Raw genomic sequence first — 25,201 nt, 5'->3', positions numbered from 1 at the left:
AGGGCTGTGCGATCACCGCTTACCCCTTAATCACCTGACCCTGATGACAAAATCACCTAATCCTGCCGGTTTGAAGACAGCCGCCATTATCGTTGCCGCCGGCCGCGGCCTCCGCGCTGGCGCCGGTGGACCGAAGCAATATCGCATGATCGGAGGCCGCAGCGTTATCTCGCGGGCTATGGAGCCGTTCTGCAACCATCCCCAGGTCTTTGCGGTCCAGCCGATTACAAATCCCGACGACATCGCGATCTTCAACGAGGCGGTCAGCGATCTGAGGTATCATGTTCCTGCCAATGGCGGTGCGACGCGTCAGGCGTCGGTGCATGCCGGACTGGAAGCACTGGCAGATCACGCGCCGGACATCGTGCTGATTCACGATGCAGCCCGCCCGTTCGTGACCCCTGCTTTGATCGAGCGCGCGATCGCCGCGGCACAGATCACTGGCGCTGCGGTGCCCGGCGTCGCCGTTACCGATACGATCAAACAGGTCAACGAGGCCGGACACGTGGAAGCGACGCCGGACCGTGCACGCTTGCGCAGCGCGCAAACGCCACAGGCATTTCGTTTTGATGTCATCCTTGAAGCGCATCGTCGTGCTGCAAAGGAAGGCCGCGATGATTTCACCGATGATGCCGCGCTCGCCGAATGGGCGGGATTGACCGTGGCAACCTTTGAAGGCGATCTTGCAAATATGAAGCTCACGACTCCCGAAGATTTCATTCGCGAAGAAGCGCGTCTCGCCGCCTCGCTCGGCGATATCCGTATGGGCACGGGCTATGACGTGCACGCCTTCGGCGACGGCGATCATCTGATGATCTGCGGCGTCCGCGTCCCGCATACGCGGGGCTTTCTCGCGCATTCCGATGGCGACGTCGGCCTGCATGCATTGGTAGATGCGATCCTGGGCGCGCTGGCTGATGGTGATATCGGTTCGCACTTCCCGCCGAGCGATCCCCAGTGGAAGGGCGCGGCGTCTGACAAATTCCTGAAATACGCCGTCGATCGCGTCACCGCACGCGGTGGCCGTATCGCCAATCTCGAAGTGACGCTGATCTGCGAGCGGCCCAAAATCGGCCCGCTGCGCGATGCGATGCGCGAGAAGATCAGCGAGATCTCCGGCGTGGCGCTATCGCGCGTCGCGGTGAAGGCGACCACCAGCGAACGTCTCGGCTTCACCGGCCGTGAAGAAGGTATCGCCGCGACTGCGGCTGCTACCATTCGCCTTCCCTGGATGGACTGACATGGCAGCGAGCGACGCACGAGCCCTCTCCCGCGCGCTGCTCGATCTCTGCCGCAGCCGCAAGCTGACGATCGCGACCGCCGAGTCCTGCACCGGCGGCCTTGTCGCTGGCGCACTGACCGAAATTCCCGGCTCGTCCGACGTGATCGATCGCGGCTTCGTCACCTATTCCAATGCCGCCAAACACGCGATGCTCGGCGTCAAGACGGCGACGCTCGACAGCTTTGGTGCGGTCAGCAAGGAGACGGCGATCCAGATGGCGGTCGGCGCGCTCGAAGAAGCGGATGTCGATCTCGCGGTCTCGATCACGGGAATCGCTGGCCCCGGAGGTGCAACGCCGGGCAAGCCGGTCGGCCTCGTGCATTTTGCCGTAGCGGCGCGTGACGGCCGCATCGTCAACAAGGAATGCCGGTTCGGCGCCATCGGCCGTAGCGCGGTGCGTCAGCGTTCCGTGCTTGAAGCTCTGCGGATGCTGATGGAATTGGCTCGTGGGCCACAGCCGCCGGCCAAGAAGCGCGAAGCAGCGAGTCTGGCGCGCCCGCGCGTGGCGCGTTCGCCGCGACGGACCGCCGTCAAACGACGCAGGCCGACCGCGCCGCTAAAAAAGCCGACGACTAAGAAGTAGACGGAACGCTCGAGACGCGCGGGCTGCGATAAACTTCGTCCGCGCGCTTCTCGAAGGCTACGGCAAAGCGCTGGAATGCAGCATCGAACATCGTTCCCATCAGCATCGCCAGCATGCGGCTCTTGAACTCGTAATTGATGAAGAAGCCGACGTCGCATTCCCCGTCATCTGCCTTCGGCTCGAAGGTCCAGCGGTTTTCGAGATTGCTGAACGGACCGCGCAGATATTCGACCATGATCTTCAGGTTCGGCCGATCCAGCGTCACGCGGCTGGTGAAGGATTCCTGCACCAGCTTGAACGACACAGTCATGTCGGCAACGATGACCTCGGTGCCATTCTCCTGCGGCGTACGCTGGCGAATCTTCAGCGACTTGCACAGCGGTACGAATTCCGGATAGCGCTCGACATCAGCGACCAGATCGAACATCTGGGAGGCGCTGTGACGCACGCGGCGCTTGTTGGCAAATCTCGGCATTGTCGCGTTCTCAGCGCGCGAGAGCGGCGCGCGCAGCCTGCAGCTTGGCAAAATCCTCGCCGGCATGATGCGACGAGCGCGTCAGCGGGCTCGCCGACACCATCAGGAAGCCCTTGGTGTAGGCGACCTTCTCATAGCCCGCGAATTCATCCGGCGTGACGTAGCGCGACACCACGTGATGCTTGCGCGTCGGCTGCAGATACTGGCCGATCGTGAGGAAGTCGATATCGGCGGAACGCATGTCGTCCATCACCTGCAGCACCTCGTGGCGCTCCTCGCCGAGGCCGACCATGATGCCGGATTTGGTGAAGATGGTCGGGTCGAGTTCCTTGACCTTCTGCAGCAGGCGCAGCGAATGGAAATAGCGCGCGCCCGGTCGCACTGTCAGATAGCGCGACGGCACGGTTTCGAGATTGTGGTTAAACACGTCGGGCTTCGCCGCGACGACGACTTCGAGGGCGCCCGGCTTGCGCAGGAAGTCAGGCGTCAGGATTTCGATGGTGGTCGTGGGACATGCCGCGCGAATGGCGCGAATCGTCTGCGCAAAATGTTCGGCGCCGCCATCGGCGAGATCGTCGCGGTCCACCGAGGTGATGACCACGTGATGCAGGCCGAGCTTGCGCACGGCTTCGGCCACATGCTCGGGCTCCATGCCGTCGAGCGCGTTAGGCATGCCGGTTTTGACGTTACAGAACGCACAGGCGCGGGTGCAGGTGTCACCCATGATCATGAAGGTGGCGTGCTTCTTCTGCCAGCACTCGCCGATATTCGGGCAGCCAGCTTCCTCGCACACGGTAACGAGGCCGTTCTCCTTGACGATCTTGCGGGTGTCGCCATAGCCACGGCTGGTCGGCGCACGGACCCGGATCCAATCCGGCTTCGGCGGCGAGAACGAATCCGGGCGATTCACTTTTTCAGGGTGACGCGGGCGGAGCGGTGTGGTGGAAACGGTATCGAGGACGACGACCATGAACTGTCCGTTCTGAGTGAAGCCTTAGGTAATCCGCCGGGCCCTATCCTGCAACCCGCCCTCGCCTTGCCCGGCCCTGCATCGTAACATAGCAGGCAGAATGGCTCCAAAACCTCACCAAATCCCCCAAAAGCTCGGCAAGGCACTCAAACGCAGCTTTTTCGCGCGGAGCGTGCACGATGTGGCCCCCGAACTGATTGGTGCGACGCTTCTGGTGGATGGCATCGGCGGCGAGATCGTCGAGGTCGAGGCCTATCATCACACCGAGCCCGCGGCCCATTCCTTCAACGGGCAGACGCCGCGCAACCAGATCATGTTCGGGCCGCCCGGCTTTGCCTATGTCTACCGCTCCTACGGCATCCACTGGTGCGTGAACTTCGTCTGCGAGGCCGAGGGATCGGCCAGCGCGGTGCTGATCCGGGCACTGCAGCCGACCTTCGGGATTGGCGAGATGCAGCTGCGGCGCGGGCTGCAGGATGAGCGCATGCTGTGCTCGGGACCCGGCAAGGTCTGCCAAGCGCTCGGCATCAGTATCGCGCATAACGGGCTGGCTTTGGACAAGCCGCCGATTGCGATTCATGCCCGCACCGAAGTGCCGGACATCGTCGCCGGCATCCGCATCGGCATCACCAAGGCAGTCGAGCTGCCGTGGCGCTATGGGGTGAGAGGCTCGCGTTATCTCAGCAAGCCGTTTGCGAGGTAGCTATAACGCCCTTCGAAGAAGCATCGCTCACACCGCGTTCTTGAGCCGCTCCAGCGCTTCCAGCGTCTTGGCCTTGCGGGCCTCGGCCGCCTCGCGCTTCTCGCGCTCTTCCTCGACGATCTCTTCCGCCGCGTTGGCGACGAATTTCTCGTTGGAGAGCTTGGCGTCAGCGCGCTTGATGTCAGCTTCGGCTTTCACCAGTTCCTTGTCGAGACGCGTCTTCTCGGCGCCGAAATCAATCACCCCCTTCAACGGCAGCGCTGCGACTTCACCGCGGATCAGGAGCTGCACGGCACCCTGCGGGGCGACATCGGCGAAGGATATGTCGCCGAGACGCGCGAGGCGCTTCACGACATCGCTCCAGCGCTGGGCACGGGCCTGCGTCTCCGCAGAGGCACCGGCTAGCACCAGTGGCGTCAATGTCGCTGGCACGATGTTCATCTCGGCACGCACCGAACGGACCTCCGTGACCAGATCGATGACCCAGCCGATCTCGGCTTCGGCGGCGTCATCCTTGAAGTCGGCGACCGGTTCGGGATCGCCCATCAGGATCGGCGCGACGATCGGATCGCTCGCGGCGGTCGCGATGATCAGCGCTTCCTGCTCGCGCGTCAGGCCGCTCGCCTTGCGCGACCACGGCGCCAGCGCCAGCAGACCGTCGCGCGGCGCCGTCACAGCCCAGAGTTCTTCCGTGATGAAAGGCATGAACGGATGCAGCAGCTTCAGGATCTCGTCGCGGGCCCAGGCGACCATCGCGCGGGTTTCGGTCTTGGCCGGGCCGTCCTCGCCCATCATGAAGGGCTTGGCGAGTTCGAGATACCAGTCGCAATACACATTCCAGACGAAGCGGTAGGCGGCGCCCGCCGCATCGTTGAAGCGATAGGCTTCGATGGCTTCGGTGACTTCGCGCGTCGCCTTCACGGTCTCATGCGCGATCCAGCGGTTGAGCACTTCCTTGGCTTTGGTCGGATCGAAGCCCGCCGGCAGCACGCACTCGTTCATTTCGGCGAAGCGACAGGCGTTCCAGAGCTTGGTCGCGAAATTGCGATAGCCCTCGACGCGCTGGGTCGCGAGCTTGATGTCGCGGCCCTGTGCGGCCATCGCAGCCAGCGTAAAGCGTAGCGCGTCGGCGCCGTACTGGTCGATCAGGTTCAGGGGATCGATGACGTTGCCCTTCGACTTCGACATCTTGGCGCCCTTCTCGTCGCGGACGAGAGCGTGGATGTAGACGGTCGGGAACGGCACGTCCTTCTTGAAGTGCATGCCCATCATCATCATCCGGGCGACCCAGAAGAAGATGATGTCGAACCCGGTGACCAGCACATTGGTCGGATAGTAGCGATCGACATCGACCGAGCTCTGCGGCCAGCCCAGCGTCGAGAACGGCCAGAGCGCTGACGAGAACCAGGTGTCGAGCACGTCTTCATCGCGCGTGATGAAGCCCTCGCGCTTCGCCGGATCGAGCGCCATCTCGTGGCCCTGCTCTTCCGTGATCACTTCCTGCTCGACATAATAGCCAAGTGCGTTGCCGACCGCTTCTTCCTCGGTCTCGGCGACGAACACCTTGCCGTCCGGACCGTACCAGGCCGGGATCTGATGGCCCCACCACAGCTGGCGCGAGATGCACCATGGCTGGATGTTCTCCATCCACTCGTAATAGGTCTTTTCCCAGTTCTTCGGCACGAACTCGGTCGCGCCGGTGCGCACGGCGGCGATCGCTGGCTGTGCCATGGTCTTGGCGTCGACGTACCACTGGTCGGTCAGATAGGGCTCGATGACGACGCCGGAGCGGTCGCCATGCGGCACCATATGCGTGTTGGGCTCGATCTTCTCCAGGAAGCCGAAATCTTCCAGCCGCTGCACGATGGTCTTGCGCGCCTTGAAGCGCTCCATCCCGTGCAATTCTTCGACCAGCTCCGACGCTGCTACGGGCAGTCCGCGCAGATAGTCCTCGTTGTCGGCAAGTGCGAGCTTGCCTTCGATATCGAGGATGCTGATGCGTGCAAGGCCGTGGCGGTTGCCGACTTCGAAGTCGTTGAAGTCGTGCGCCGGTGTGATCTTCACCGCGCCAGACCCCTTCTCCGGGTCGGAATATTCGTCGGCGACGATCGGGATCAGACGGCCGACCAGCGGCAGAACCACGTTCTTGCCGATCAGATGGGTGTAGCGTTCGTCATCCGGATTCACGGCGACGCCGCTGTCGCCGAGCATCGTCTCGGGACGCGTGGTCGCAACGGTGATGAACGAGGTCGGATCTTCCGGATCGAAACTCTTGCCTTCGAGCGGATAGCGCAGATGCCAGAGGTTACCCTTGACCTCGACCTGCTGGACTTCGAGATCGGAAATCGCCGTGAGCAGTTTCGGATCCCAGTTCACAAGGCGCTTGTCCTTGTAGATCAGGCCCTCGCGGTGCAGCTGCACGAACACCTTGATGACGGCCTCGGACAGGCCCTCGTCCATGGTGAAGCGCTCGCGCGACCAGTCGCAGGAGGCGCCAAGGCGCTTCAACTGATTGACAATGACGCCGCCGCTCTCAGCCTTCCACTTCCAGACGCGTTCGAGAAATGCCTCGCGTCCCATGTCGCGGCGACCGGGCTCCTGACGCTCCATCAACTGGCGCTCGACCACCATCTGGGTCGCAATGCCCGCATGGTCGGTGCCGGGCTGCCACAGCACGTCACGGCCGCGCATGCGCTCGAAGCGACAGAGCACGTCCTGCAGCGTGTTGTTCAGGGCGTGGCCCATATGCAGCGAGCCGGTGACGTTCGGCGGCGGGATCACGATCGTATAGGGCTCGGCATCCACCCGGTCCGCTCGGCCAGCCTTGAACGCGCCTTCGGCTTCCCAGGCAGCGGCGATGCGGGTCTCGATATCGGCGGGCTGATAGGTCTTTTCGATCATGACAATTCAATCAAATCAGGGGTTTTTGGCTACGGTTTTGAGGCCTGGGGCGAACGCAGGAAGCCGACGGCGCTAGAAACCCGCCAGCGCGGCTCAAGTCAACATATAGGGCTGTTTAGCCACCCCGGAGGGCCAAACGAAGGCCCCGAAAGGCCGTCGTTGCTTGTCTCGCGGGCCTAGCGGCCGCCGCCGCGTGAGACGCGCTCGATCTCGGCCTTGACGATGCGCTCGACGAGGCCCGGCAGGTTGTCGTCCAGCCAGGACTTCAGCATCGGACGCAGCATCTCCTTGACGAGATCCTCGAGGGTCCGCGCGTTGTTGCTCAGGACCGTATTGGCCAGCGCATTGAAGGCCGACTCCACGGACGACACGGTGCTGTGCGACAGGATCTGCTGCTGTGGTGCGACGGGCGGCGGATCATAGGACGGCGGGTCGAAGCGCGGTGCGGGTCGTTGGCTGCTGGCAGCGACAGCTTCGGCGAATTCGAGGTCGTCATCCGGCTCGACATGCTGGAATGCGGGTTCCGGCTCGGGGTCGGCGACCACCATCTCGTCGGTCAGTTCGAACACATCACCGTCGGGCTGCGCCGGGCGCACCTCTTCCTCGGTGGTCGCGGCTTCCAAGCTGGCCAACATCGCGTCGATGTCGTCCTGGCTGTTGGAGGCAGCAGGCTCCGGCGGCGGTGGCGCGGGCTTCGGGGCTGGCGGCGGTACTTTGGCGGCAGCAGCCTGCGCGGCTGGAATCGCCGACGGCGGGATGTCTGTCATCGCAGCAGGCTTGGGTGCAGGAGCTGGCTTGGGCGGCGGCGGAGGAGCAACTTCGGCGACGGCCGGCTTCGCTTCGTCGTCGGCGATGATACGTCGGATCGACGCCAGAATCTCCTCCATCGAGGGCTCCTGGACCTTTGCAGGTTGCGTCATGTCCGACTCCGCATCATCAACGCTCTCGTCAATATTTTACACCAGACGAGGCTGAATTTGCGGGTTGTCGTTTTGACGACCGTTCGATTCAGCGCGCAAGCCTGACTTGTCCCCAAGATCAAGCGACGCCTGACCACCAACTGTCGCGCGGAAAATGCCCAAGGAATTAGGAGAGGCATTCCGAATCGCTAAGCCAGCAATGCAAACGGTACGTCATCGGACAAATTGATTGCAAGCAAAGGGCCGCACAAGCGGCCCTTTCGATACGATATCAGGTGATATCTGAGCGCGTTAGCGCCCGTCGGGCGTACGCACGCCGACCCAGCTATCGCGCACCTGATGATAGTGCACGCTGGGGTCATACACATTGGTGTTCAGCTTCATCACCGTCGGTGACAGACGACCGACCGCGTTAAGCACCGAGTATGATGCCACCACACGATCATGCTGGGCGGTGACAAGCGCGACGCGCGCGTTCACCAGCGCCTGCTGGGCGTTCAACACGTCGAGCGTGGTGCGCTGGCCGGCCTTGGCTTCTTCGCGAACGCCGTTCAGCGCGATTTCGGAAGCCTGCACCTGCGCCTGCGCGGACGAGACCTGCGCCCTGCCCGCCAGCAACTGCCCCCAGGCCTGCACGACGCTCGCGCGGGTCTGATCGCGCACCTGCTCCAGGGCCAGACGCTGCTGGGCCAGCGTTTCCTTGGACTGACGGATCAGCGAGTATTCGCCGCCACCCTGGTAAACCGGGATCGACACCTGAGCGATGCCTGCTGCAGTCAAACCGCGCGGCTGCGTGATCGACTGGTCCCAGCCCTGCTGGATATTGGCTTGCAAGGTCACGGTCGGGAACAGCGCGCCTTCGTTGACCTTCACATTGAGGAAGCTGACATCGATACCGAACATTGCCGCGGTGACGTTGGGGTTTTCGACGAGGCCGAGATCGACGGCGCCAGGCAGCGTATTCGGAAGGAACCGATCGACGGGCGAACCCGCCTGCAGATTGCTCGGCTCGTTGCCGATGATACGGCGGAAGTTCGAGCGCGTGGTGGTGAGATTCGACTCGGCGGTCAGCAACTGGGTGCGGCCGGCAGCGAGCTGGGCTTCGGACTGCGCCACGTCGGTACGGGTGACTTCGCCGACATTGAAGCGATCGCGGGTCTGCTTCAGCGTCTGCTCGAGCACACGCACGTTGCTCTTCTGCACCTCGACCACGGCCGAGTCGCGCAGATAGTCCATGTAGATGGTCGCGGCGGAGAGCATCACTGACTGTTCGAGCACGCGCAGACCTTCGCGCGCAGCCGAAACCTGCCCCTCGGCGGCGCGTGTGCGGTTCGCCGTCTGCTGGCCGTTGTACACATTCTGGGTGATGGTCGCGCCGACAGCGCGCGGAATCTGCACGCCGTGAAGCGCGGTCGAATTACCCGCGATGCTGGTGACTGTGTCCGTGTATTGATAGCCGCCGCTTGCGGTGATCGCGACCCTCGGCCGATAACCCGACAAAGCCTGCGGCACGTTCTCGTCAGTGACGCGCACCGAAGCGCGCTGGGCATTCAATTGAGGATTGTTCTGATAAGCGCGAACCAACGCCGCTTCGATCGTGTCAGCCAGAACGGGTGACGCTCCGGCAAATGCCAGCAAAAGGGCCGCAGCTGCAGCACCGGTGAGAGCTTTTACGCCGCCCATTCTTGGTAATCCATTCATGCCGTTCACTGATCCGGGCGCACACTTATGGCGACCGAACAGATGATGTCCGTTAGCGAGTCTCCACTCACCATATTCCGCGCATCGGCGCGACGGAACCTCTCGTGGAAACTTGACAGTGAAAACTTGGCGAATGGGACATCCAAGCCACACTTGTAATTACCGCTGGCGATATTAGCGGTGCCCCGATGCCCGATAAGGCGGACAGTCAGCCCTAGAAAACGAATGCCGGGAGCTTTTCCATGCCCGGCAGAACCGGTGCGGTAGCATCGAACAGGGGGCGGGAGCCAAAATCCTCGTGGGAATGGGTCACGAGAACGGCGCGGGCGGGCTTGGTCAGGGCGAACACGCCCACCAGTTGGCCACCGGCGGCCAGCTGCTTGTAGAGCCTCGTCGGGACGATTTCCGTCGCGCCGGCCAGAACGATCAGATCATAGGGGCCGTTCGCGGCATCGCCATCGGCCGGCATGCCGGCCGCGCTGGTGACCTGCCCGGCAAACTGGGCGATCACGGCGGCCGCATAGCCCGTGGGGCAACCGACCACCAGAACCTTGTCGGTCGCCTTCACGTCGGAGGCCTGCAGCATCCGCGCCAGCACCACCGGCTTGATCAGAAAGCGATTCGGGGCGACTTCGAGGTCGAGATCGAGATAGGCCATGGCGCGCTGGCTGGCAGGAACGAATTCCTCGCGCGGCACCGCAAGCATGGCGTCGATGATGCGCAAATCGGTGACGTCGCTGGGACGCACCTGACCATCAACCATCTTCTGGCGTGCGGTCGAAAAGTCGGACATGAGCGATCCCTTGCAAACGGCTGGAAGTTCCTTTTGCAGGAATTACGGCAGCGCACAGCGGGATGCAAGGTTCGTAAAAACACAGCAGCCAACGCGCTATCGAGGCAGTCCCGAGCGCGGTTTCTGGCAGCCATTTTTGCGGAAGGATGTTTGGCTCCCCGGGCTGGATTCGAACCAGCGACCATTCGATTAACAGTCGAATGCTCTACCGCTGAGCTACCAGGGAACGTGCGAAGCTTGTTCGCAGGCCGCAGCGTATAACAAAGCGATCCGCGCTTGGAAAGCAGGAAATGCACCTCTTCCCACAGAGGCCGCCAATCGGGGAAAACTCAGAAAAAGCCTGATGTTACGGGATCTTCTTGATGCTCGGCCCGTTCCAGCCGGAACGATGTCGCATATGAGCGAAGAATAATCTTTCCAACCGTGTCGCTATTTAGTCTTATTGCACCGCAAGACTGCTCTTCGCGACGTTGAACAAGTTCCGAATCGAACGAGGTGACCGATGCCAGCCATGCACACCGACCGCGCGCTTCCGACCGACCTCAACTCCCTGCCCTTTATCAGTGATGACGAATGCGTCACCCGGCTCGCCGAAGCCGTCGAGGCGCATGACAGCGATCACCTCGACGAGGTGGCGCTCCTGATCGGGCGCCTCGCGGTGCCGATCGAAATCTAGGGGATCAGGCAGCCGGGGACCTCGTCTCGGGAGATGAGATTCCGGGAATCAAATTCCGACGCCGAGGAAGTCTCGCATCAGGTCGGGGCTGGCGTTGAGGTCGGCCGGCGTGCCTTCGAACACCACGTGGCCGTTATTGAGCCCATAAACGCGGTTGGCGAAACTCAATGCCGCCGCAACATTCTGCTCGACCACAATCATGGTACGGCCCTCGGCGGCGAGATTGCGCGAGACCTCGACGAGATCGCGCACGATCAGCGGCGCCAGCCCCTCGAACGGCTCGTCCAGCAGGATAATGCGCGCGTCACGCATCAGCGCGCGGGCAATCGCCAGCATCTGCTGTTCGCCGCCAGATAGTGTGCGTCCGGCCGATTTGCGGCGCTCCTTGAGGCGCGGAAACACGTCGTAGATGCGATCGTAGGACCACGCGTTCGGTGCCGTCAGCGCCGCGATGCGCAGGTTTTCCTCGACCGTCAGGCCGCCAAAAATGGCGCGCTCTTCGGGTACAAGCTGGACGCCCATGCCGGCGATCGCCGAGGGCGGCAGGCCCTCGATGGATTTGCCGTCGAGACGGATATGGCCGCTGCGCGGTGACAGCACGCCCATGATCGAGCGCAGCGTCGTGGTCTTGCCGGCGCCGTTGCGGCCGAGCAGTGCCACGACCTCGCCCTGCTCGACCCGGATAGACAGGTCGAACAGCACGTGGGAATCGCCATACAGCGTATTGATCTTGTCGACTTCAAGCAGGCTCATGCGCGTGCAGCCCTCCCAGATAGGCGTCTTGCACGGCCGGATTGCGCCGGATCTCGTCGGCGGTGCCGTCCGCCAGCAGCCGGCCCTCATAGAGCACGGTGATGCGCTCGGCGAGTTCGAAAATGGCGTCGAGATCGTGTTCGACGATGACGACGGTGCGCGAGCGCCCGATATCGCGAATGAAGGCGCAGGTGGCGACTCGCTCAGCCGGGCTCATGCCGGCCAGCGGCTCGTCCAGCAGCAGCACATTCGGGCTGGTCGCCAGCGCCATCCCGATTTCGAGCCGGCGCTTTTCGCCGTAGGCCAAAATATGTGCCGGCGTATCGGCGCGCTCGACGAGATTGAGCAGGCTGAGGATCGAGGCGATCTGCTCTTCGACGTCGGGAATACTGCCGGCTCCACGCAACAGATCAAAGCGCATAGGGCCGCGACGACGCGCCAGTGCCGCGATACGCAGGTTCTTGCGCACCGACAGGTTGGGAAACAGCTGATTGAGCTGATTGCTCTTGGCGATGCCGAGCTGCGCCGCGCGGCTGACGCCGACGCCCGTGATTTTCTCGCCGAACAACAGGACTTCACCGGAGGACGGGCTGACTTCGTCGAGCAGCATCTTGAACAGCGTGCTCTTGCCGGCGCCATTCGGGCCGATCACCGCATGGATCGAACCGCGGCGGACCTTGAAGGAGACGCCATCGACGGCTTTGAGACCGCCATAATGCCGCGCCAGAGATTTGGCTTCGAGTGCAATGTCGCTATCACCCGTCGCAGGTTCGGCAAGTGTCAGCCTGACCTCCTTGGGCGGCGCGACGGGATTGGTGGCGACGTCGATATTATGCGCCTCGATGGCTTCGGTTTTGGCCTCGGCGGCTCGTGCGGCAGCCAGGTTACGGCGTTCATTCCACCAATGGGAGATCTCGCCGCAGATGCCGCGGCGCAGCCCGATCACCAGAATGATGAAGGCGATGCCGAGCACCAGCTTCCACAGGATCGCAAAGCCCGGAATGAGCTGCAGATTGTCGCGCAGCCAGAGCCAGACAGCCGCGCCGACCAGCGGACCGATCAGCGTGCCGGCACCGCCGACAATGGTCTGAACGACGAGCTGTCCCGACGTCTCCAGCGAGAACGCATCCGGCGGCATGTAGCTCTGGAACGAACCGAGCAGACCGCCGGCAAGGCCCGCATAGAGCGCGGCGATGACGAAGGCCGTCAGCTTGTAGGCCGGCACGTTGTGGCCGAGCATCGCAACGCGGCCGGTGTTCTCCTTGATCGCCAGCAGGATCGCGCCGACCGGCGAGCCCACGATGCGGCGCGCCAGCACGTAGCCGAGGAAGAAGATCACCGCGAACAGGATATACATCGGCATGCCCGCGCTGATGCGGATCGCACTGGCGCCGAAGCCGAGCACCGGCACCGGCACGCCGGGGATACCGTTCTCGCCGCCGGTGTAGTCCGACAGCGGGGAATTCTCGATGAAATAGGCCATCTGGCCGAAGGCCAGCGTGATCATCGTGAAATAGATGCCGACCCGGCGCACGGCGAACCAGCCGACCAGGAGGCCGAACAGGCCGGCTGCGACGGTGCCGATCGCCAACGCCAGCCAGACGCTGTCGATGGTGTGGGACACCAGCAGATAGGCACTGACAAAACCGCCAACGCCGAAAAATGCGGCCTGTCCAAAGGACAGCAGGCCAGTCAGTCCGAACAGGATGTCGAAGCCGAGGCCGATCAGGCCCCAGTTCAACACACGTGTCAGTAGATCGGTCGAGAAACCGAGATGCGGGAACCCGATGGGTGCCACGATCAGCGTGCACAGCACCGCGAGTTCGGGAAGCCAGCCCCGCAAGCCGCCGGAACGAGGACGCATCATGCGCGGCCTTCCGAACCGAACAGGCCCTGCGGGCGCATGATCAGCAGTACCGCCATCAGCGCGTAGAGCATCACTTCCGAATAGGACGAATTGAAAGCGCTGGTCAGGCTGATGATCTCGCCGGCGATCAAGCCGCCGATGACGGCACCGGGAAACGAACCAAGGCCGCCCAGCACGATGACCACGAAAGACTGCGCCATGAAATTGGCGCCCATGTCCGGCGTCACGGCCACGACCGGCGCATAGAGCATGCCGGCAAGACCGACGGCGACAACGCCGATGGCGAAGACCAGCAGGAAGGCGCGGCGCACATTGATGCCGAGAATGCCGACCATGCCGGGATTCTCGATGCCGGCGCGAACCACGAGGCCCATCGAGGTGCGATAGAGCACGAGATAGAGACTGAGCAGCAGCCCGGCGATGATGGCGATCAGTTGCAGGCGATAAGTCGGATAGATCAGGAAGCCCATCTGGGTGGCGCCCTGCCCCCAGGACGGCACCGGCACACGCTGTGCATTGCCGCCGAAGGCTGCACGCACGCATTCGACGAGCACGATGCCCACGCCGTAAGTGACAAGGATCTGATCCTCATGCGGCCGGTCGTAGAAATAACGGATGATGATGCGTTCCAGCAAGAAGCCGAGCACCAGCATGAAGCCGCAGCCGACGACGATCGCGAGCACGAAGGACGATGTGTATTGCAGCAGCACGAAAGCGGCATAGGCGCCCACGGCGAACAGCGCGCCGTGAGCGAAGTTGAGGACGCCAAGCGTGCCCAGGATGATCGTCAGACCACTGCTGACGAGCGCCAGCAGCGTGCCGAGGGCCAGGCCGTTGAAGGCCTGCGAGATGAGGACGGGCCAGCTTGGCATGGTGATCCTTAGGTGTAGGGGCCGAGCTTGCAGCCGAAGAAGTCCGGTGCGTTCATCACGCTTTCGCCGTCGGCGATATCGACGATCTCGTAGAAGTCTTCCTTGTTCTTCATCTCGGACGGCTTCTTGCCGCGCAGGATCGGGATCGGCCGCACCATCTGATGATCTTCGGCACGGAAATAGACCTTGCCTATGGTCGTCTCGTAAGGCTGCGCCTTGGAGCTCTCCATCGCCTTGATCACATCGACCGGATTGAACGTGCCGGCGCGTTCGACCGACATCGCCCACAGATAGGTCTGCATGTAGCCGATATGCGCGCCCCAGCGCGGATAGTACTTGTTCTGCGCCAAGAAGCTTTCGACGAAGGTCTTGGCGAGCGGATAGGTGTCCTGCAGCCCCCACCAGAAATCGCAGCTGCCATAGACGCCCTGCATCAGCTCGGCGCCGAGCTCCTTGTCCTGGAACGAGGAAAGGTTCGGCACCACAAGCTTCATGCGCTTCAGCACGCCGAACTGTTCGGCTTGTTTAGTGGAGGCAACCGCGTCGCCGCCGAAAGCGATGTTGACGAAAACGTCCGCGCCGCTGTTGGCGATGTTCAGGAGCGCCGACGAATAGTCGGTGGTGCCAAGCGGCACGACTTCCTTGGCGACCTGCTTCCAGCCCTGCTCCGCCGAGAACTTGGCGAAGCTGTCATACACGGTGTGGCCATAGGTGTAGTCGGGCACCAGGAAGGCGGACTTCACATTCTTGCCGAGCGCCTTGGCGACGACCGGCGCCATCGCCTTCGCAGCCATGTAAGCATTCTGCTGCGAGCGGAAGCCGTAGCGCTGGCAGTTCTTGCCGGTGATGTCGTTGGAGCCGGCGATGCCGACCATGTACAGCACCTTCTCGCGCGACCCGAGTTCTTCGAGCGCAATGGCGCTGGCTGATGACACCGAGCCTGACACCATGATCGCCTTGTCGCGCTGGATGAATTGCGTGGCGCTCTGCACGTCAAGGTTGGGTTTACCTTCGGTGTCGGAGACCTTGTACTTGATCTGCCGCCCGAGCACGCCCTTGCCCTTGAGGCCCCACTTCTGCGCGATATCACCGCCGGCATTGATCTGCGCGATAGCCAGTTCATAACCGAGCTTAAGGTCGCCGCCGTCACCCGAAAAGACGCCGGTGAGCGGGATGGTCAGACCGACGAACACCGAATCCGCCGTGACGCCTTCCGGGAAAGTACCGATAGTGGCCGGCGATTGTGCGAACGCGCTGCCTGGAAGCATAAGGCCAGCGGCAGTGCCGACTCCTCCGAGCAAAAGCTGTCGACGGTCAAACTGCATGACACACCCTTCTGGTTCGATCACCGCCGCCATTGGCCGGTGAGCTGCGATGGGGCTGGCCCCGGCGAAGTTGAGTTTCTTGAACGGGATGCCGCCGTGGCTCTCGCGGTGCCTGCGAGATCATCGCAGGAGCCTCATTCATGGTCACTCGCTGAACCCGAAATACCGGCAGCGTCGCGTCCGCAAAGTGAGAGAGAACGGATCGTTCTTTGTTCCCGTCAGGCTAGGTTGCTTCGGATCGCGCGGGGTATAGACAATCCTGCAAAGGGCCTTGCAGACTGGTTTTTCCACCGCGACATCGCGTCCCGGGTATGGTTTGCTGGCACAGCTCTTGCTGATTGTCTTGGATGGAAAATTTCAAAGCTCTCGATTGGGATGACCTCAAGGTCTTCATTCACGCAGCCCGCGGCGGCAGCCTGGGCAATGCGGCCAAGCGCCTTCGGGTTGATCAATCCACCATCAGCCGCCGGATCGCGCATCTCGAGAGCACCTTGGGCGTGGCGTTGTTCGAGCGATTGCCGTCCGGATTGAAGGTCAACGAGACCGGCGACCGCCTGCTCTGCCATGCCGAGCGCATCGAGAGCGCCGTGATCGCCATGCGGGAAGACGTGCAATGCGGCGGCAGCCGTATGGCTGGCCGGGTCCGCCTTGCCACGATGGAGGGCATCGCCTCGCTCTACCTCGCCTACCGTTTCGTCGAATTGCGCAAACAGCATCCCGACCTGACCGTCGAACTACTGACGTCACCGCAGAGCGTCTCAGTGAATCGTCGCGAGGCCGATCTGTTTCTGAGCTTCTTCCGCCCGACCGGTCAGGGCATGGTCTCGGAGCGTATCGGCTGCTTCCAACTTGGGCTCTATGCGTCGCAGAGTTACCTGGACGCACACGGCATGCCCAAGAGCGCATCCGAGCTCACGGAGCACAGCTTCGTCACCTATATCGACGACCAGATCCAGCTCGACTCGGTGCGCTGGCTCGATGACATCATCAAGAGCCCGCCGGTCTCGTTCCATTCCAACAGCATGTGCGCGCAGATGAACGCTGCGGCCGGCGGTGTCGGGCTCGTGCTGCTGCCGAGTTTTGCCACGGCGCGCCGTCCTGACCTGATCCCGGTGCTGCACGACAAGCTGTCGACCACGCGCGAGCTGTGGATCAACGTCCATAACGATCTGCAATTCGTGCCGCGCATCCGCGCGGTATCGAGCTTCCTGAAGTCGACCTTCAAGGCGGATCCCCTGATGCAGGCCAGCACCAGGGGCCGCAAGATGCTGGATACGCTGCTGGAGACCGACACACCCGTTACCGAGCAAACAGTTTGATGTTACCGCGCACCATCTGGTCAGTGCCGGGAAACCCCACACCTGATTCAATGAGGTAAACGCCGCGGTAACCATGACGGGTCTGACGTGTGGATCGGTACAATTTGAACGATCCATTCAACAGCCCAACAAAGGCTTTGCGTCAGATTGCTCCCAAGACAGGGAGCTAAAAGATGAGCGAAGCCGAATTTGACTATCTGCTGGAGACCGTCCGGGCCGAAATCGAGGCCGATGTGCGGGACGATCTGCGCAGCCAGGAAATGTTCTTCGCCCCGATTCCGACCGCTGCGAACGACAATGACGGCCCCTGGCCGCTGATCCCGTTTCCGGATGGCTGGCAGGCCTCCTGCTGATCTTGTGTCGGTATGTCGGACCCCATGAAAGATTTCAGCCGGGCATTGCCTAAATGGCGAACGGTCTGTAACTAACCCGCTATGGGGCCATGTGGCGGAATGGTTACGCGCCGGTCTGCAAAACCGTTTATTCGGGTTCGATTCCCGACGTGGCCTCCATCAATCCAATCAATAAATTAGCCTGCCAGACCCGCGATCGGGGCGCGACTGCTATGAGTGGTGCGCTGCAACACTTCGCTTGGCACGATTGGAGTATTGATCGTAGCATCCTGCCAACCCTAGGGGGCACGATGAACATCCGGGTCTTGATCGCCACGTTGCTGATGACCTCGCCAGGCTGGGCCCAGGCCAAACCGCCCGTTCCGGTCCGCACCGATCCTTGCGCGCCGATTGGCCGGACCGCCGACGGCCAGTTGGTCTATTCCATGAAGTGCGAGAAGTTGCCGGTTCCGGTGGTGCCGCCGCAGGCCGCAGCCCCGGCACCGCCTCCCGCACCCGTCGCGGAAGAAGCGCGCGGGGGACTGTTCCGCAACCCGTTCCCGTCGCTCGTGAGACCGTCATCATCGAGTGACGAGCGTGAAGCCGGTGTCGGTCCACCGCCCGGCAGCCGATAGGCCGGGATCAATCAAAACCGAACGCGATCAGGCGTGCTTCTTACGCCGCCAGTCGCGCTTGGGTTTGGGCTTTGGCGCCAGTTCCGGCATGACGGTCTGGGCTTCGCGATATTTCGCCAACATTCGCTCGAAAGCCTCGTTCAGCGTCGCTTCGATATCCGGCTTCCGTTCGAGGCTAGCCAGCAGCATCCCCGCGGCTTCGATGGTCGACAGGCCGTCCTTGCGTGGTTCGCGGCGCAGCTTGCCGTAGAGCGATGGTTTGGCCGGTCCAAGAATGACGCGCTGGCATTTCAGCATCCAGGCATTCCGCCACCACAGCGCCTTGGCCTGGCTCCAGGTGCCGTCGAGCAGCACGATACCCTGGATGTCTTTCAGCAATGCGCGCTGGTTTTCCTCGGCCTGACCCTTGCGGTCGATGGCCAGAATATCCCGGTCGGTCTCGAAGTCGGAGACCTTGGCCGAGCCGAGATACAGGATCGCCCAGCGGGCGGGATCGGCGACCGGCTTGCCCAGCGCCTTGGCGAGGCTCGGCCAGGACAGGCCGATCTTGACCGTGGCCTTCTTGAAATGTAGCGCTGCGACGCGGGCGGTGGCCAGCGCCCTGTCCTGCTCCTGCGGATGCTGCAGGATCAGGAGTTCAATCTTGTTGTCGATGGGCGTGATGCTGTCGCAGATGCACAGCGGCATCGGCTTTTGGCAATGCGGACATTCCGGGATCGCCTCGGCGACCTCGGCGGCTTGCAGATCTGATTTCTTGGACATTGCCCGCTATACGCCGCGCGGCCCGAGGCTTCAACCGCCGTAACGCCCGGATCTGGCTATTCAGCCGGGGCCGGCACCGGCGCCGGGCGGAAGCGGTTACGCAACCGGTCGATCAGGAGATAGATCACCGGCGTCGTGTAAAGCGTCAGCACCTGCGAGACGAACAACCCGCCGATGATGGTGATGCCCAGCGGGCGGCGCAGTTCCGTGCCCGGCCCGGTCGCGACTACCAGCGGGATCGCGGCGAACACCGCGGCCAATGACGTCATCAGGATCGGGCGGAAACGCACGGTGCAGGCCTCGAAGATCGCCTCGGCGGGCGACAATCCACGATGCCGCTCCGCCTCGATGGCGAAATCGACCATCATGATTCCGTTCTTCTTGACGATGCCGATGAGTAGAATGATGCCGACGAAGGCGATCACGGTCAGCGGCGTGTTGGTGATCTGCAACGCCAGCAACGCGCCAAGTCCCGCCGAGGGCAGCGTCGAGATGATGGTCAGAGGATGCACCAGGCTCTCATAGAGCACGCCCAGCACGATATACATCGCGATGAGTGCGCCGAGGATCAACAGCGGCTGCCGCCCCGTCGTCTTGCTGAAGTCACCGGCATTGCCGTCGAAGCCGCCGCGGATGCCTTCCGGCATATGCAATTCGTCGACCGCGCGCTGGATGTTGCCTGTCACGGCATCGAGCTGCACGCCGGGCAGCGTGTTGAACGACACCGTCGTGGACGGGAACCCCTGCGAGTGGAACACCGCCAGCGCCGACAATGTGCGCGACATGCGCACAACCGCCGACAGCGGCACCTGCGACCCATTCAGGCCTGCGACATAGATACGATCGAGATCGGACGGATCGTTCTGGAATTTCGGATCGATTTCCAGCACCACCTTATACTGGTTGCGCTGGGTGTAGATCGTCGAGATCTGTCGCTGCGAGAACGCGTTGTTGAGCGCGTTATCGATGTCCTGCACCTTGACGCCGAGGCTCGATGCCATCTTGCGGTCTATGGTCAGCGTCAATTGCAATCCGCCGGGATCGCGGTCGCTCGACACGTCGGTGATGCCCTCGACGCTCTCCAGCCGTTTGCCCACCAGCGGTGCCCATTTCTGCAGGAGATCGAGATTGGTCGAGGTCAGCGTGTATTGATAATTGGAATCGCTCTGGCGCCCGCCGGCACGCAGATCCTGCGCCGCGAACATGAAGAGACGGATACCCGGGACCGCGCTGAGCTTCGGACGCAAGCGGTTGATGACGTCTTCAGTCGATGCTCCATTGCGCTCCTCTGGTGGTTTCAAGGCGATAAACATCGTGCCGCGGTTGGCGCCGCCGCCGCCCGGGCCGCCAGTGCCGCCAAGCGACGAGCCAACACTGGCCACGCCCGGATCGGCCAGCACGAGATCAGCCATGTGCTGCTGCAATCCGAGCATCGCCTGAAACGAGACGTCGGCCGATGCGCGCGTTGCACCGATGACGAAGCCACTGTCGTCGTTCGGGAAAAAACCTTTCGGCGTCTTGATATAGAGTGTGACCGTCAGCGCGATGGTGGCGAAGAACACCACCAGCGTCAGGAATGGAAAACCCAGCACCACATGCAGCGTGCGCTCATAGAACGCCACGATGCGCGATAGCGTGCCTTCGACAATGCGGTCGAAACGGTTTTCGGTGCTCGACAGACCGCTCTTGATATATTGCGCGCAGATCATCGGTGTCACCGTCAGCGACACCAGCGTCGAGACGATAATCGAGAATGTCAGCGTCAACGAGAATTCGCGCAGCAATCGGCCGACCAGACCGTCCATGAAGATCAGCGGGATGAAGGCGGCAATCAACGACAGGCTGATCGACAGCACCGTGAAGCCGATCTGCCTGGCGCCGGCGAGCGCCGCCTGCATCGGCGCCATGCCCTCTTCGAGATTGCGGTACATGTTCTCGATCATGACGATGGCGTCGTCGACCACAAAGCCGACAGAGATCGCCAGCGCCATCAGCGACAGATTGTTGATCGAGAAGCCGGCCAGCCACATGCCAACGCAGGTGCCCGCCAGCGCCAGCGGCACCGAGACGCCGGCTGCGATGGTCGGCGTGCCACGACGCAGGAACAGGAACACCACGGCCATCACCAGTACGGCCGTGGCAAACAGCGTCCACTCCATGTCCTCGACCGAGGCGCGAATGGTACCGGTGCGGTCGGTCAGAACCGAAATCTCGATCCCGGCAGGAATCCATTGTTTCAGATCGGGGATCAGCGCTTTCACGCGATCGACGGTGTCGATGACGTTGGCGTCGCCCTGCTTGGTGATCTGGATCAGCACCGCCGGCTGCTTGTTGAACCAGGCAACCGAGCGGCTGTTGCGCGTCGCATCCTGAACATCGGCGACATCAGACAACCGCAGATAATTGCCGTTCGAACTCTTGACGATGATCTCGCGAAACTCTTCCGCCGTGCGCATCTGAGGATTCATCGAGATCGTCTCGCTCTGCCGCGATCCCTGGAAGATACCGACAGGACCAAGCGGATTGGCATTGACGATGGCGGTGCGCACGTCGTCGGTGGCAATCCCGGCATTCGACAGCGCGACCGGATTGAGCTGGATGCGCACTGCGGGCTGATCGGCGCCGCTGGCAGTGACTTCGCCGACCCCCGGCACTTGCGACAGCCGCTGTACGATCACGGTGTCGGCGACGTCGTAGATCGCGGACGCGGACATCGTTGGCGACGTCAAAGCGAGAATGAAGACAGGTGCCGCTGACGGATTCGCCTTGCGGAACGTGGGTAGCGTCGGAAGATCGGTCGGCAGATCCGCCATGGACGCGTTGATCGCGGCCTGCACGTCACGCGCGGCGCGATCGACATCGCGGCCGATGGCGAATTGCAACTGGATACTGGTCGAGCCCAGCGAACTCGTTGAGGTGATCTGATCGAGGCCGGCGATGATGCCCAGACGTCGTTCCAGCGGCGCGGCAACGGTCGCCGCCATGATCGACGGATCGGCGCCGGGACGCGACGCCTGCACACGGATCATCGGGAAATCGACATTGGGCGTCGCTGCGACCGGCAGGAAGTGATAAGCGACGACGCCGAGAAGAAACAGTCCGATCGCCAGCAACGTAGTGCCGACCGGCCGCATGATGAATGGCGCTGAGATGGAGATGGAAGCCACTAGGGCGGCCCCCCTGCTCCCGCCGTTCCGGCTGCACCTGCGACGGGCGGTGCACTCTTCTCGAACCGGCGATTGATGCGATCCAGCGCCAGATAGATCACCGGCGTGGTGTAGAGTGTCAGTATCTGGCTGAGCAGCAGACCGCCGATGATCGACACACCGAGCGGGAAGCGCAGCTCTGCGCCGGTGCCGCTTTCGATCGCCAGCGGCAACGCACCAAACAATGCCGCCAGCGTCGTCATCATGATGGGCCGGAACCGCAGCAGACAGGCTTCGACGATCGCCGCTTCCGGTGCCGTGCCGCGATTGCGTTCGGCATCCAGCGCAAAGTCGATCATCATGATCGCGTTCTTCTTGACGATGCCCATCAGCAGGATGATGCCTATCAAGCCAATGACGGACAGGTCCTGTCCGGTCAGCATCAGTGCGAGGATCGCACCGACGCCCGCCGATGGCAGCGTCGAGAGAATCGTAATCGGATGAATGTAGCTCTCATAGAGCACACCGAGCACAATATAGATCGTCACCAGCGCCGCGAGGATCAGCCAGGGCTGCCCTGACAGCGACTTGGAGAATTCCGCAGCATCGCCGGAGAACATCCCGACAATGCTGGTCGGCATGCCGATCCGGGTCTCGATCTTCTTCACTTTGTCGACCGCATCGCCGAGCGCCTCGTTAGGTCCGAGGTTGAAGCTGAGCGAGATGGCAGGGAATTGCGCCTGATGCGAGATCGCCAGTGGCGCCGTGGTACGCGTCAATGTAGCTACGGCAGACAGCGGCACCTGCGCGCCGGCCACACCCGGCAGATACAGTTTCGACAGCACATCGGGATCGCGCTGCTGTGACGGCAATGCCTCCAGCACAACGCGGTACTGATTAGCCTGTCCGTAGATGGTCGAAATCTGGCGCTGCGCGAAGGCGTCATTCAGCGTGTCGGTGACGCCCTGCAAATTGACGCCGAGCTGACCGGCGCGCTGCCGGTTGATATCGAGCGAGGCCCGCAATCCGCCGGTCTGCGCTTCCGAGGACACATCGCGGAACATCGGATCGCGGCGCAATTCGGTGACCAGCTTCTGCGACCATTCGGTCACCTGCGCAGCGTCGGTCCCTGTCAGCGTATATTGATACTGCGAGCGGCTCGCTTGCGTGCTGATCTGGATATCCTGCACGGGCTGGAAATATACGGTCATGCCTGGGATCGCCGCAACGCGATCCTTGAGTCGCGCGATCACAGCATTCATGTCATCCTTGCGCTCGCCGCGCGGCTTCAGGGTCATCACCAGCCGACCGACATTGGTGGTTGGATTGACCGAGCCGCCGCCGATCACCGAGATGATTCCTGTCACATCCGGATCGGCCTGGATCGCCGCCGCCGCCGCGCTCTGCCGGCTCTGCATTTCCGTGAAAGACACGTCGGCGCCAGCCTCCGTCACGGCCGTGATCGAGGCGGTGTCCTGCAGCGGCAGGAAGCCCTTGGGGGCGATGACATAGAGGCCGAGCGTCGCGACGATGGTCAGGAACGTGACGACCAGCGTCGCCGGCTGATGCTGCAACACCCACAACAGCGTGCGGTGATAGAATGCCACCATACGATCGATGAAGCGGCTGACGGCGCCCAAGCCGGGCACCTGCCATTCATCCTTGGTGTGCTTCAAAAGCCGCGAGCACATCATCGGCGTCAGAGTCAGCGAGACCACGGCGGACATGACAACGGCGATGGTCAGCGTCATCGCGAATTCACGGAACATGCGGCCCACAAGACCGGACATGAACAACAGCGGGATGAAGACAGCGATCAGCGACACCGTCAGCGAGATCACCGTAAAGCCGATTTCGCTGGCGCCAGCCAAAGCTGCCTGCATCGGGCTCTCGCCCTCTTCCATGTGACGGACGATGTTTTCGATCATCACGATGGCGTCGTCGACCACGAAGCCGGTGCCGATGGTCAGCGCCATCAGGCTGAGATTGTCGAGGCTGAAGCCGGCGAAATACATCACGCCGAAGGACGTGATCAGCGACAACGGCAGCGCCACGCCGGCAATCAGCGTTGCCCGCAGCGATCGCAGGAACAGCAGCACCACCAAAGTCACGAGGATGACGGACAGCACCAGCGTGAATTGCACGTCATGGACCGAGGCGCGAATGGTCACGGTGCGGTCGCTCACGATGGTCAGCTTGACGCCGGCCGGCATCGAGCGCTGTACCTTCGGAATTTCCTCGCGGATCTGGCGAACGACCTCGATGACATTTGCACCGGGCTGACGCTGGATCTCGATAATGACGGCAGGCGTGCCTTGATACCAGCCGCCAGTGCGGTCGTTTTCCAGCCCATCGACGATCTGCGCGATGTCACCGATGGTGACGGGCGATCCGTTGCGGTAAGCGATGATGATCGGCCTGTACGCATCCGCGGCAACGATCTGATCGTTAGCCGCAATCGTGTAGGCTTGCTGCGCTCCGTCGAGCGAGCCCTTGGGGCCCGACACATTGGCGCCGGCAATCGCCGTACGGAGGTCTTCCATCGCGATGCCATAGGCAGCGAGCCGCGCCAGATCCGCCTGCACCCGCACCGCCGGCTTCAAGCCGCCCAACACGGCAACGCGGCCGACACCCGAGATCTGGCTAAGCCGCTGCGCCAGCAATGTATCGGACAGATCGCTCATCGATCGCAGCGAGATGGTGTCCGAGGTCAGCGCCAGCGTCATCACAGGTGCATCAGCCGGATTGACCTTCGCGTAAACCGGCGGATATGGCAGGTTTTTCGGCAGCACACCGGCGGCCGCATTGATCGCCGCCTGTACGTCCTGGGTCGCGCCATCGATATCGCGGTTGAGATCGAATTGCAGTGAGATCTGGCTGACGCCGAACGAGCTCGTCGAGGTCATCGATGACAGCGACGGAATCTGTCCGAGCTGACGCTCCAGAGGCGCAGTGATCAGCGACGCGGTCACTTCGGGGCTCGCGCCCGGCAATTGCGTCGATACCTGCACGGTCGGGAAATCGACCTGCGGCAGCGCCGATACCGGAAGCCCGAAGTAGCCAAGCGCGCCACCGATCAACAACGCGATGCCGAGCAGCGACGTCGCGATGGGCCGGCGGATGAAGGGTTCCGAGACGCTCATGACTGTGCGCTCTTTGGTATCGAAATCATCAACTCAAGCGATC

General features: G+C 62.4%; 20 protein-coding genes and 2 tRNA genes. 8 read left to right on the top strand and 14 right to left on the bottom strand.

What is annotated here, in order from left to right; genetic code table 11:
- The first annotated feature begins 43 nt into the window (after nucleotides 1–43).
- Both AB8A38_RS04985 and AB8A38_RS04980 read left to right on the top strand, forming a co-directional pair.
- The gene (locus AB8A38_RS04985) at nucleotides 44–1,240 is read left to right on the top strand and encodes a bifunctional 2-C-methyl-D-erythritol 4-phosphate cytidylyltransferase/2-C-methyl-D-erythritol 2,4-cyclodiphosphate synthase (RefSeq protein WP_439085167.1); all 1,197 of its coding nucleotides are present in this window, start codon (nucleotides 44–46) and stop codon (nucleotides 1,238–1,240) included.
- A gap of 1 nt (nucleotide 1,241) precedes the next feature.
- A complete protein-coding gene (locus AB8A38_RS04980) occupies nucleotides 1,242–1,865 on the top strand; it encodes a CinA family protein (protein WP_315842056.1) in 624 nt (207 codons plus the stop codon).
- Here AB8A38_RS04980 and AB8A38_RS04975 read toward each other — a convergent pair.
- Entirely contained in the window at nucleotides 1,855–2,340 is a 486-nt protein-coding gene (locus AB8A38_RS04975; RefSeq protein ID WP_439085166.1) for a type II toxin-antitoxin system RatA family toxin, read from the bottom strand. The genes AB8A38_RS04980 and AB8A38_RS04975 overlap by 11 nt on opposite strands.
- A 10-nt stretch (nucleotides 2,341–2,350) precedes the next feature.
- Nucleotides 2,351–3,310, bottom strand: coding sequence for a lipoyl synthase (gene lipA, locus AB8A38_RS04970; RefSeq protein ID WP_093758556.1), 960 nt, complete (start codon nucleotides 3,308–3,310; stop codon nucleotides 2,351–2,353).
- A 100-nt stretch (nucleotides 3,311–3,410) separates the two neighbouring features.
- Between lipA and AB8A38_RS04965 the strand changes: the two genes are divergently transcribed.
- Nucleotides 3,411–4,013, top strand: a complete 603-nt coding sequence (locus AB8A38_RS04965; RefSeq protein WP_315842058.1) for a DNA-3-methyladenine glycosylase — start codon at nucleotides 3,411–3,413, stop codon at nucleotides 4,011–4,013.
- A gap of 27 nt (nucleotides 4,014–4,040) precedes the next feature.
- Here the strand turns inward: AB8A38_RS04965 and AB8A38_RS04960 are convergent, their stop codons facing one another.
- The 5 genes from AB8A38_RS04960 to AB8A38_RS04940 form a co-directional block, all read right to left on the bottom strand.
- On the bottom strand, nucleotides 4,041–6,914 hold the full coding sequence (locus AB8A38_RS04960; RefSeq protein WP_439085165.1) for a valine--tRNA ligase: 2,874 nt from the start codon (nucleotides 6,912–6,914) through the stop codon (nucleotides 4,041–4,043).
- A 176-nt stretch (nucleotides 6,915–7,090) separates the two neighbouring features.
- Nucleotides 7,091–7,834, bottom strand: a complete 744-nt coding sequence (locus AB8A38_RS04955) for a PopZ family protein (protein WP_315842060.1) — start codon at nucleotides 7,832–7,834, stop codon at nucleotides 7,091–7,093.
- A gap of 291 nt (nucleotides 7,835–8,125) precedes the next feature.
- Complete coding sequence (locus AB8A38_RS04950; RefSeq protein ID WP_439085164.1) at nucleotides 8,126–9,517, bottom strand: TolC family outer membrane protein; 1,392 nt, start codon at nucleotides 9,515–9,517, stop codon at nucleotides 8,126–8,128.
- A gap of 232 nt (nucleotides 9,518–9,749) precedes the next feature.
- On the bottom strand, nucleotides 9,750–10,328 hold the full coding sequence (locus tag AB8A38_RS04945; RefSeq protein WP_439085163.1) for a protein-L-isoaspartate O-methyltransferase family protein: 579 nt from the start codon (nucleotides 10,326–10,328) through the stop codon (nucleotides 9,750–9,752).
- Between the two features lie 151 nt (nucleotides 10,329–10,479).
- A tRNA-Asn gene (locus tag AB8A38_RS04940) sits at nucleotides 10,480–10,554 on the bottom strand.
- Nucleotides 10,555–10,830: 276 nt separating this feature from the next.
- Here AB8A38_RS04940 and AB8A38_RS04935 point away from each other — a divergent pair.
- Complete coding sequence (locus tag AB8A38_RS04935) at nucleotides 10,831–11,004, top strand: hypothetical protein (RefSeq protein ID WP_439085162.1); 174 nt, start codon at nucleotides 10,831–10,833, stop codon at nucleotides 11,002–11,004.
- Nucleotides 11,005–11,052: 48 nt separating this feature from the next.
- Here the strand turns inward: AB8A38_RS04935 and AB8A38_RS04930 are convergent, their stop codons facing one another.
- Genes AB8A38_RS04930 through AB8A38_RS04915 form a run of 4 tightly spaced genes read right to left on the bottom strand, consistent with a single transcriptional unit; the run spans nucleotide 11,053 to nucleotide 15,821 of the window.
- A complete protein-coding gene (locus AB8A38_RS04930) occupies nucleotides 11,053–11,757 on the bottom strand; it encodes an ABC transporter ATP-binding protein (RefSeq protein ID WP_439085161.1) in 705 nt (234 codons plus the stop codon).
- Nucleotides 11,744–13,624 (bottom strand): branched-chain amino acid ABC transporter ATP-binding protein/permease, encoded by a 1,881-nt coding sequence (locus AB8A38_RS04925; RefSeq protein ID WP_410001796.1) that lies wholly within the window; start codon nucleotides 13,622–13,624, stop codon nucleotides 11,744–11,746. Before AB8A38_RS04925 ends, AB8A38_RS04930 begins: the two co-directional genes overlap by 14 nt.
- Complete coding sequence (locus AB8A38_RS04920; RefSeq protein WP_175368999.1) at nucleotides 13,621–14,496, bottom strand: branched-chain amino acid ABC transporter permease; 876 nt, start codon at nucleotides 14,494–14,496, stop codon at nucleotides 13,621–13,623. Before AB8A38_RS04920 ends, AB8A38_RS04925 begins: the two co-directional genes overlap by 4 nt.
- An 8-nt stretch (nucleotides 14,497–14,504) precedes the next feature.
- Nucleotides 14,505–15,821, bottom strand: a complete 1,317-nt coding sequence (locus AB8A38_RS04915; RefSeq protein WP_315842065.1) for an ABC transporter substrate-binding protein — start codon at nucleotides 15,819–15,821, stop codon at nucleotides 14,505–14,507.
- A 347-nt stretch (nucleotides 15,822–16,168) separates the two neighbouring features.
- Between AB8A38_RS04915 and AB8A38_RS04910 the strand changes: the two genes are divergently transcribed.
- From AB8A38_RS04910 to AB8A38_RS04895, 4 genes are all read left to right on the top strand, one after another.
- The gene (locus AB8A38_RS04910) at nucleotides 16,169–17,140 is read left to right on the top strand and encodes a LysR family transcriptional regulator (protein WP_315842066.1); all 972 of its coding nucleotides are present in this window, start codon (nucleotides 16,169–16,171) and stop codon (nucleotides 17,138–17,140) included.
- Nucleotides 17,141–17,313: 173 nt separating this feature from the next.
- The gene (locus AB8A38_RS04905) at nucleotides 17,314–17,493 is read left to right on the top strand and encodes a hypothetical protein (RefSeq protein WP_068736432.1); all 180 of its coding nucleotides are present in this window, start codon (nucleotides 17,314–17,316) and stop codon (nucleotides 17,491–17,493) included.
- A gap of 85 nt (nucleotides 17,494–17,578) precedes the next feature.
- Nucleotides 17,579–17,652: transfer RNA gene (locus AB8A38_RS04900), tRNA-Cys, on the top strand.
- Nucleotides 17,653–17,783: 131 nt separating this feature from the next.
- Nucleotides 17,784–18,107 (top strand): hypothetical protein, encoded by a 324-nt coding sequence (locus AB8A38_RS04895; protein WP_315842141.1) that lies wholly within the window; start codon nucleotides 17,784–17,786, stop codon nucleotides 18,105–18,107.
- Nucleotides 18,108–18,134: 27 nt separating this feature from the next.
- On the opposite strand, the gene AB8A38_RS04890 is transcribed toward AB8A38_RS04895, so the two are convergent.
- Genes AB8A38_RS04890 through AB8A38_RS04880 form a run of 3 tightly spaced genes read right to left on the bottom strand, consistent with a single transcriptional unit; the run spans nucleotide 18,135 to nucleotide 25,158 of the window.
- A complete protein-coding gene (locus AB8A38_RS04890) occupies nucleotides 18,135–18,869 on the bottom strand; it encodes a tRNA-uridine aminocarboxypropyltransferase (protein WP_439085159.1) in 735 nt (244 codons plus the stop codon).
- A 56-nt stretch (nucleotides 18,870–18,925) separates the two neighbouring features.
- Nucleotides 18,926–22,003: an efflux RND transporter permease subunit gene (locus AB8A38_RS04885; protein ID WP_439088462.1), complete on the bottom strand. Its 3,078-nt coding sequence runs from the start codon at nucleotides 22,001–22,003 to the stop codon at nucleotides 18,926–18,928.
- A gap of 32 nt (nucleotides 22,004–22,035) precedes the next feature.
- Entirely contained in the window at nucleotides 22,036–25,158 is a 3,123-nt protein-coding gene (locus AB8A38_RS04880; RefSeq protein ID WP_439085158.1) for an efflux RND transporter permease subunit, read from the bottom strand.
- Between the last annotated feature and the right edge of the window lie 43 nt (nucleotides 25,159–25,201).

The organism is Tardiphaga sp. 839_C3_N1_4, assembly GCF_051811045.1.
Classification (GTDB): domain Bacteria; phylum Pseudomonadota; class Alphaproteobacteria; order Rhizobiales; family Xanthobacteraceae; genus Tardiphaga.
The sequence above is the reverse complement of the archived record's forward strand: the minus strand, read 5'-3'. Positions and strand labels throughout refer to the sequence as shown.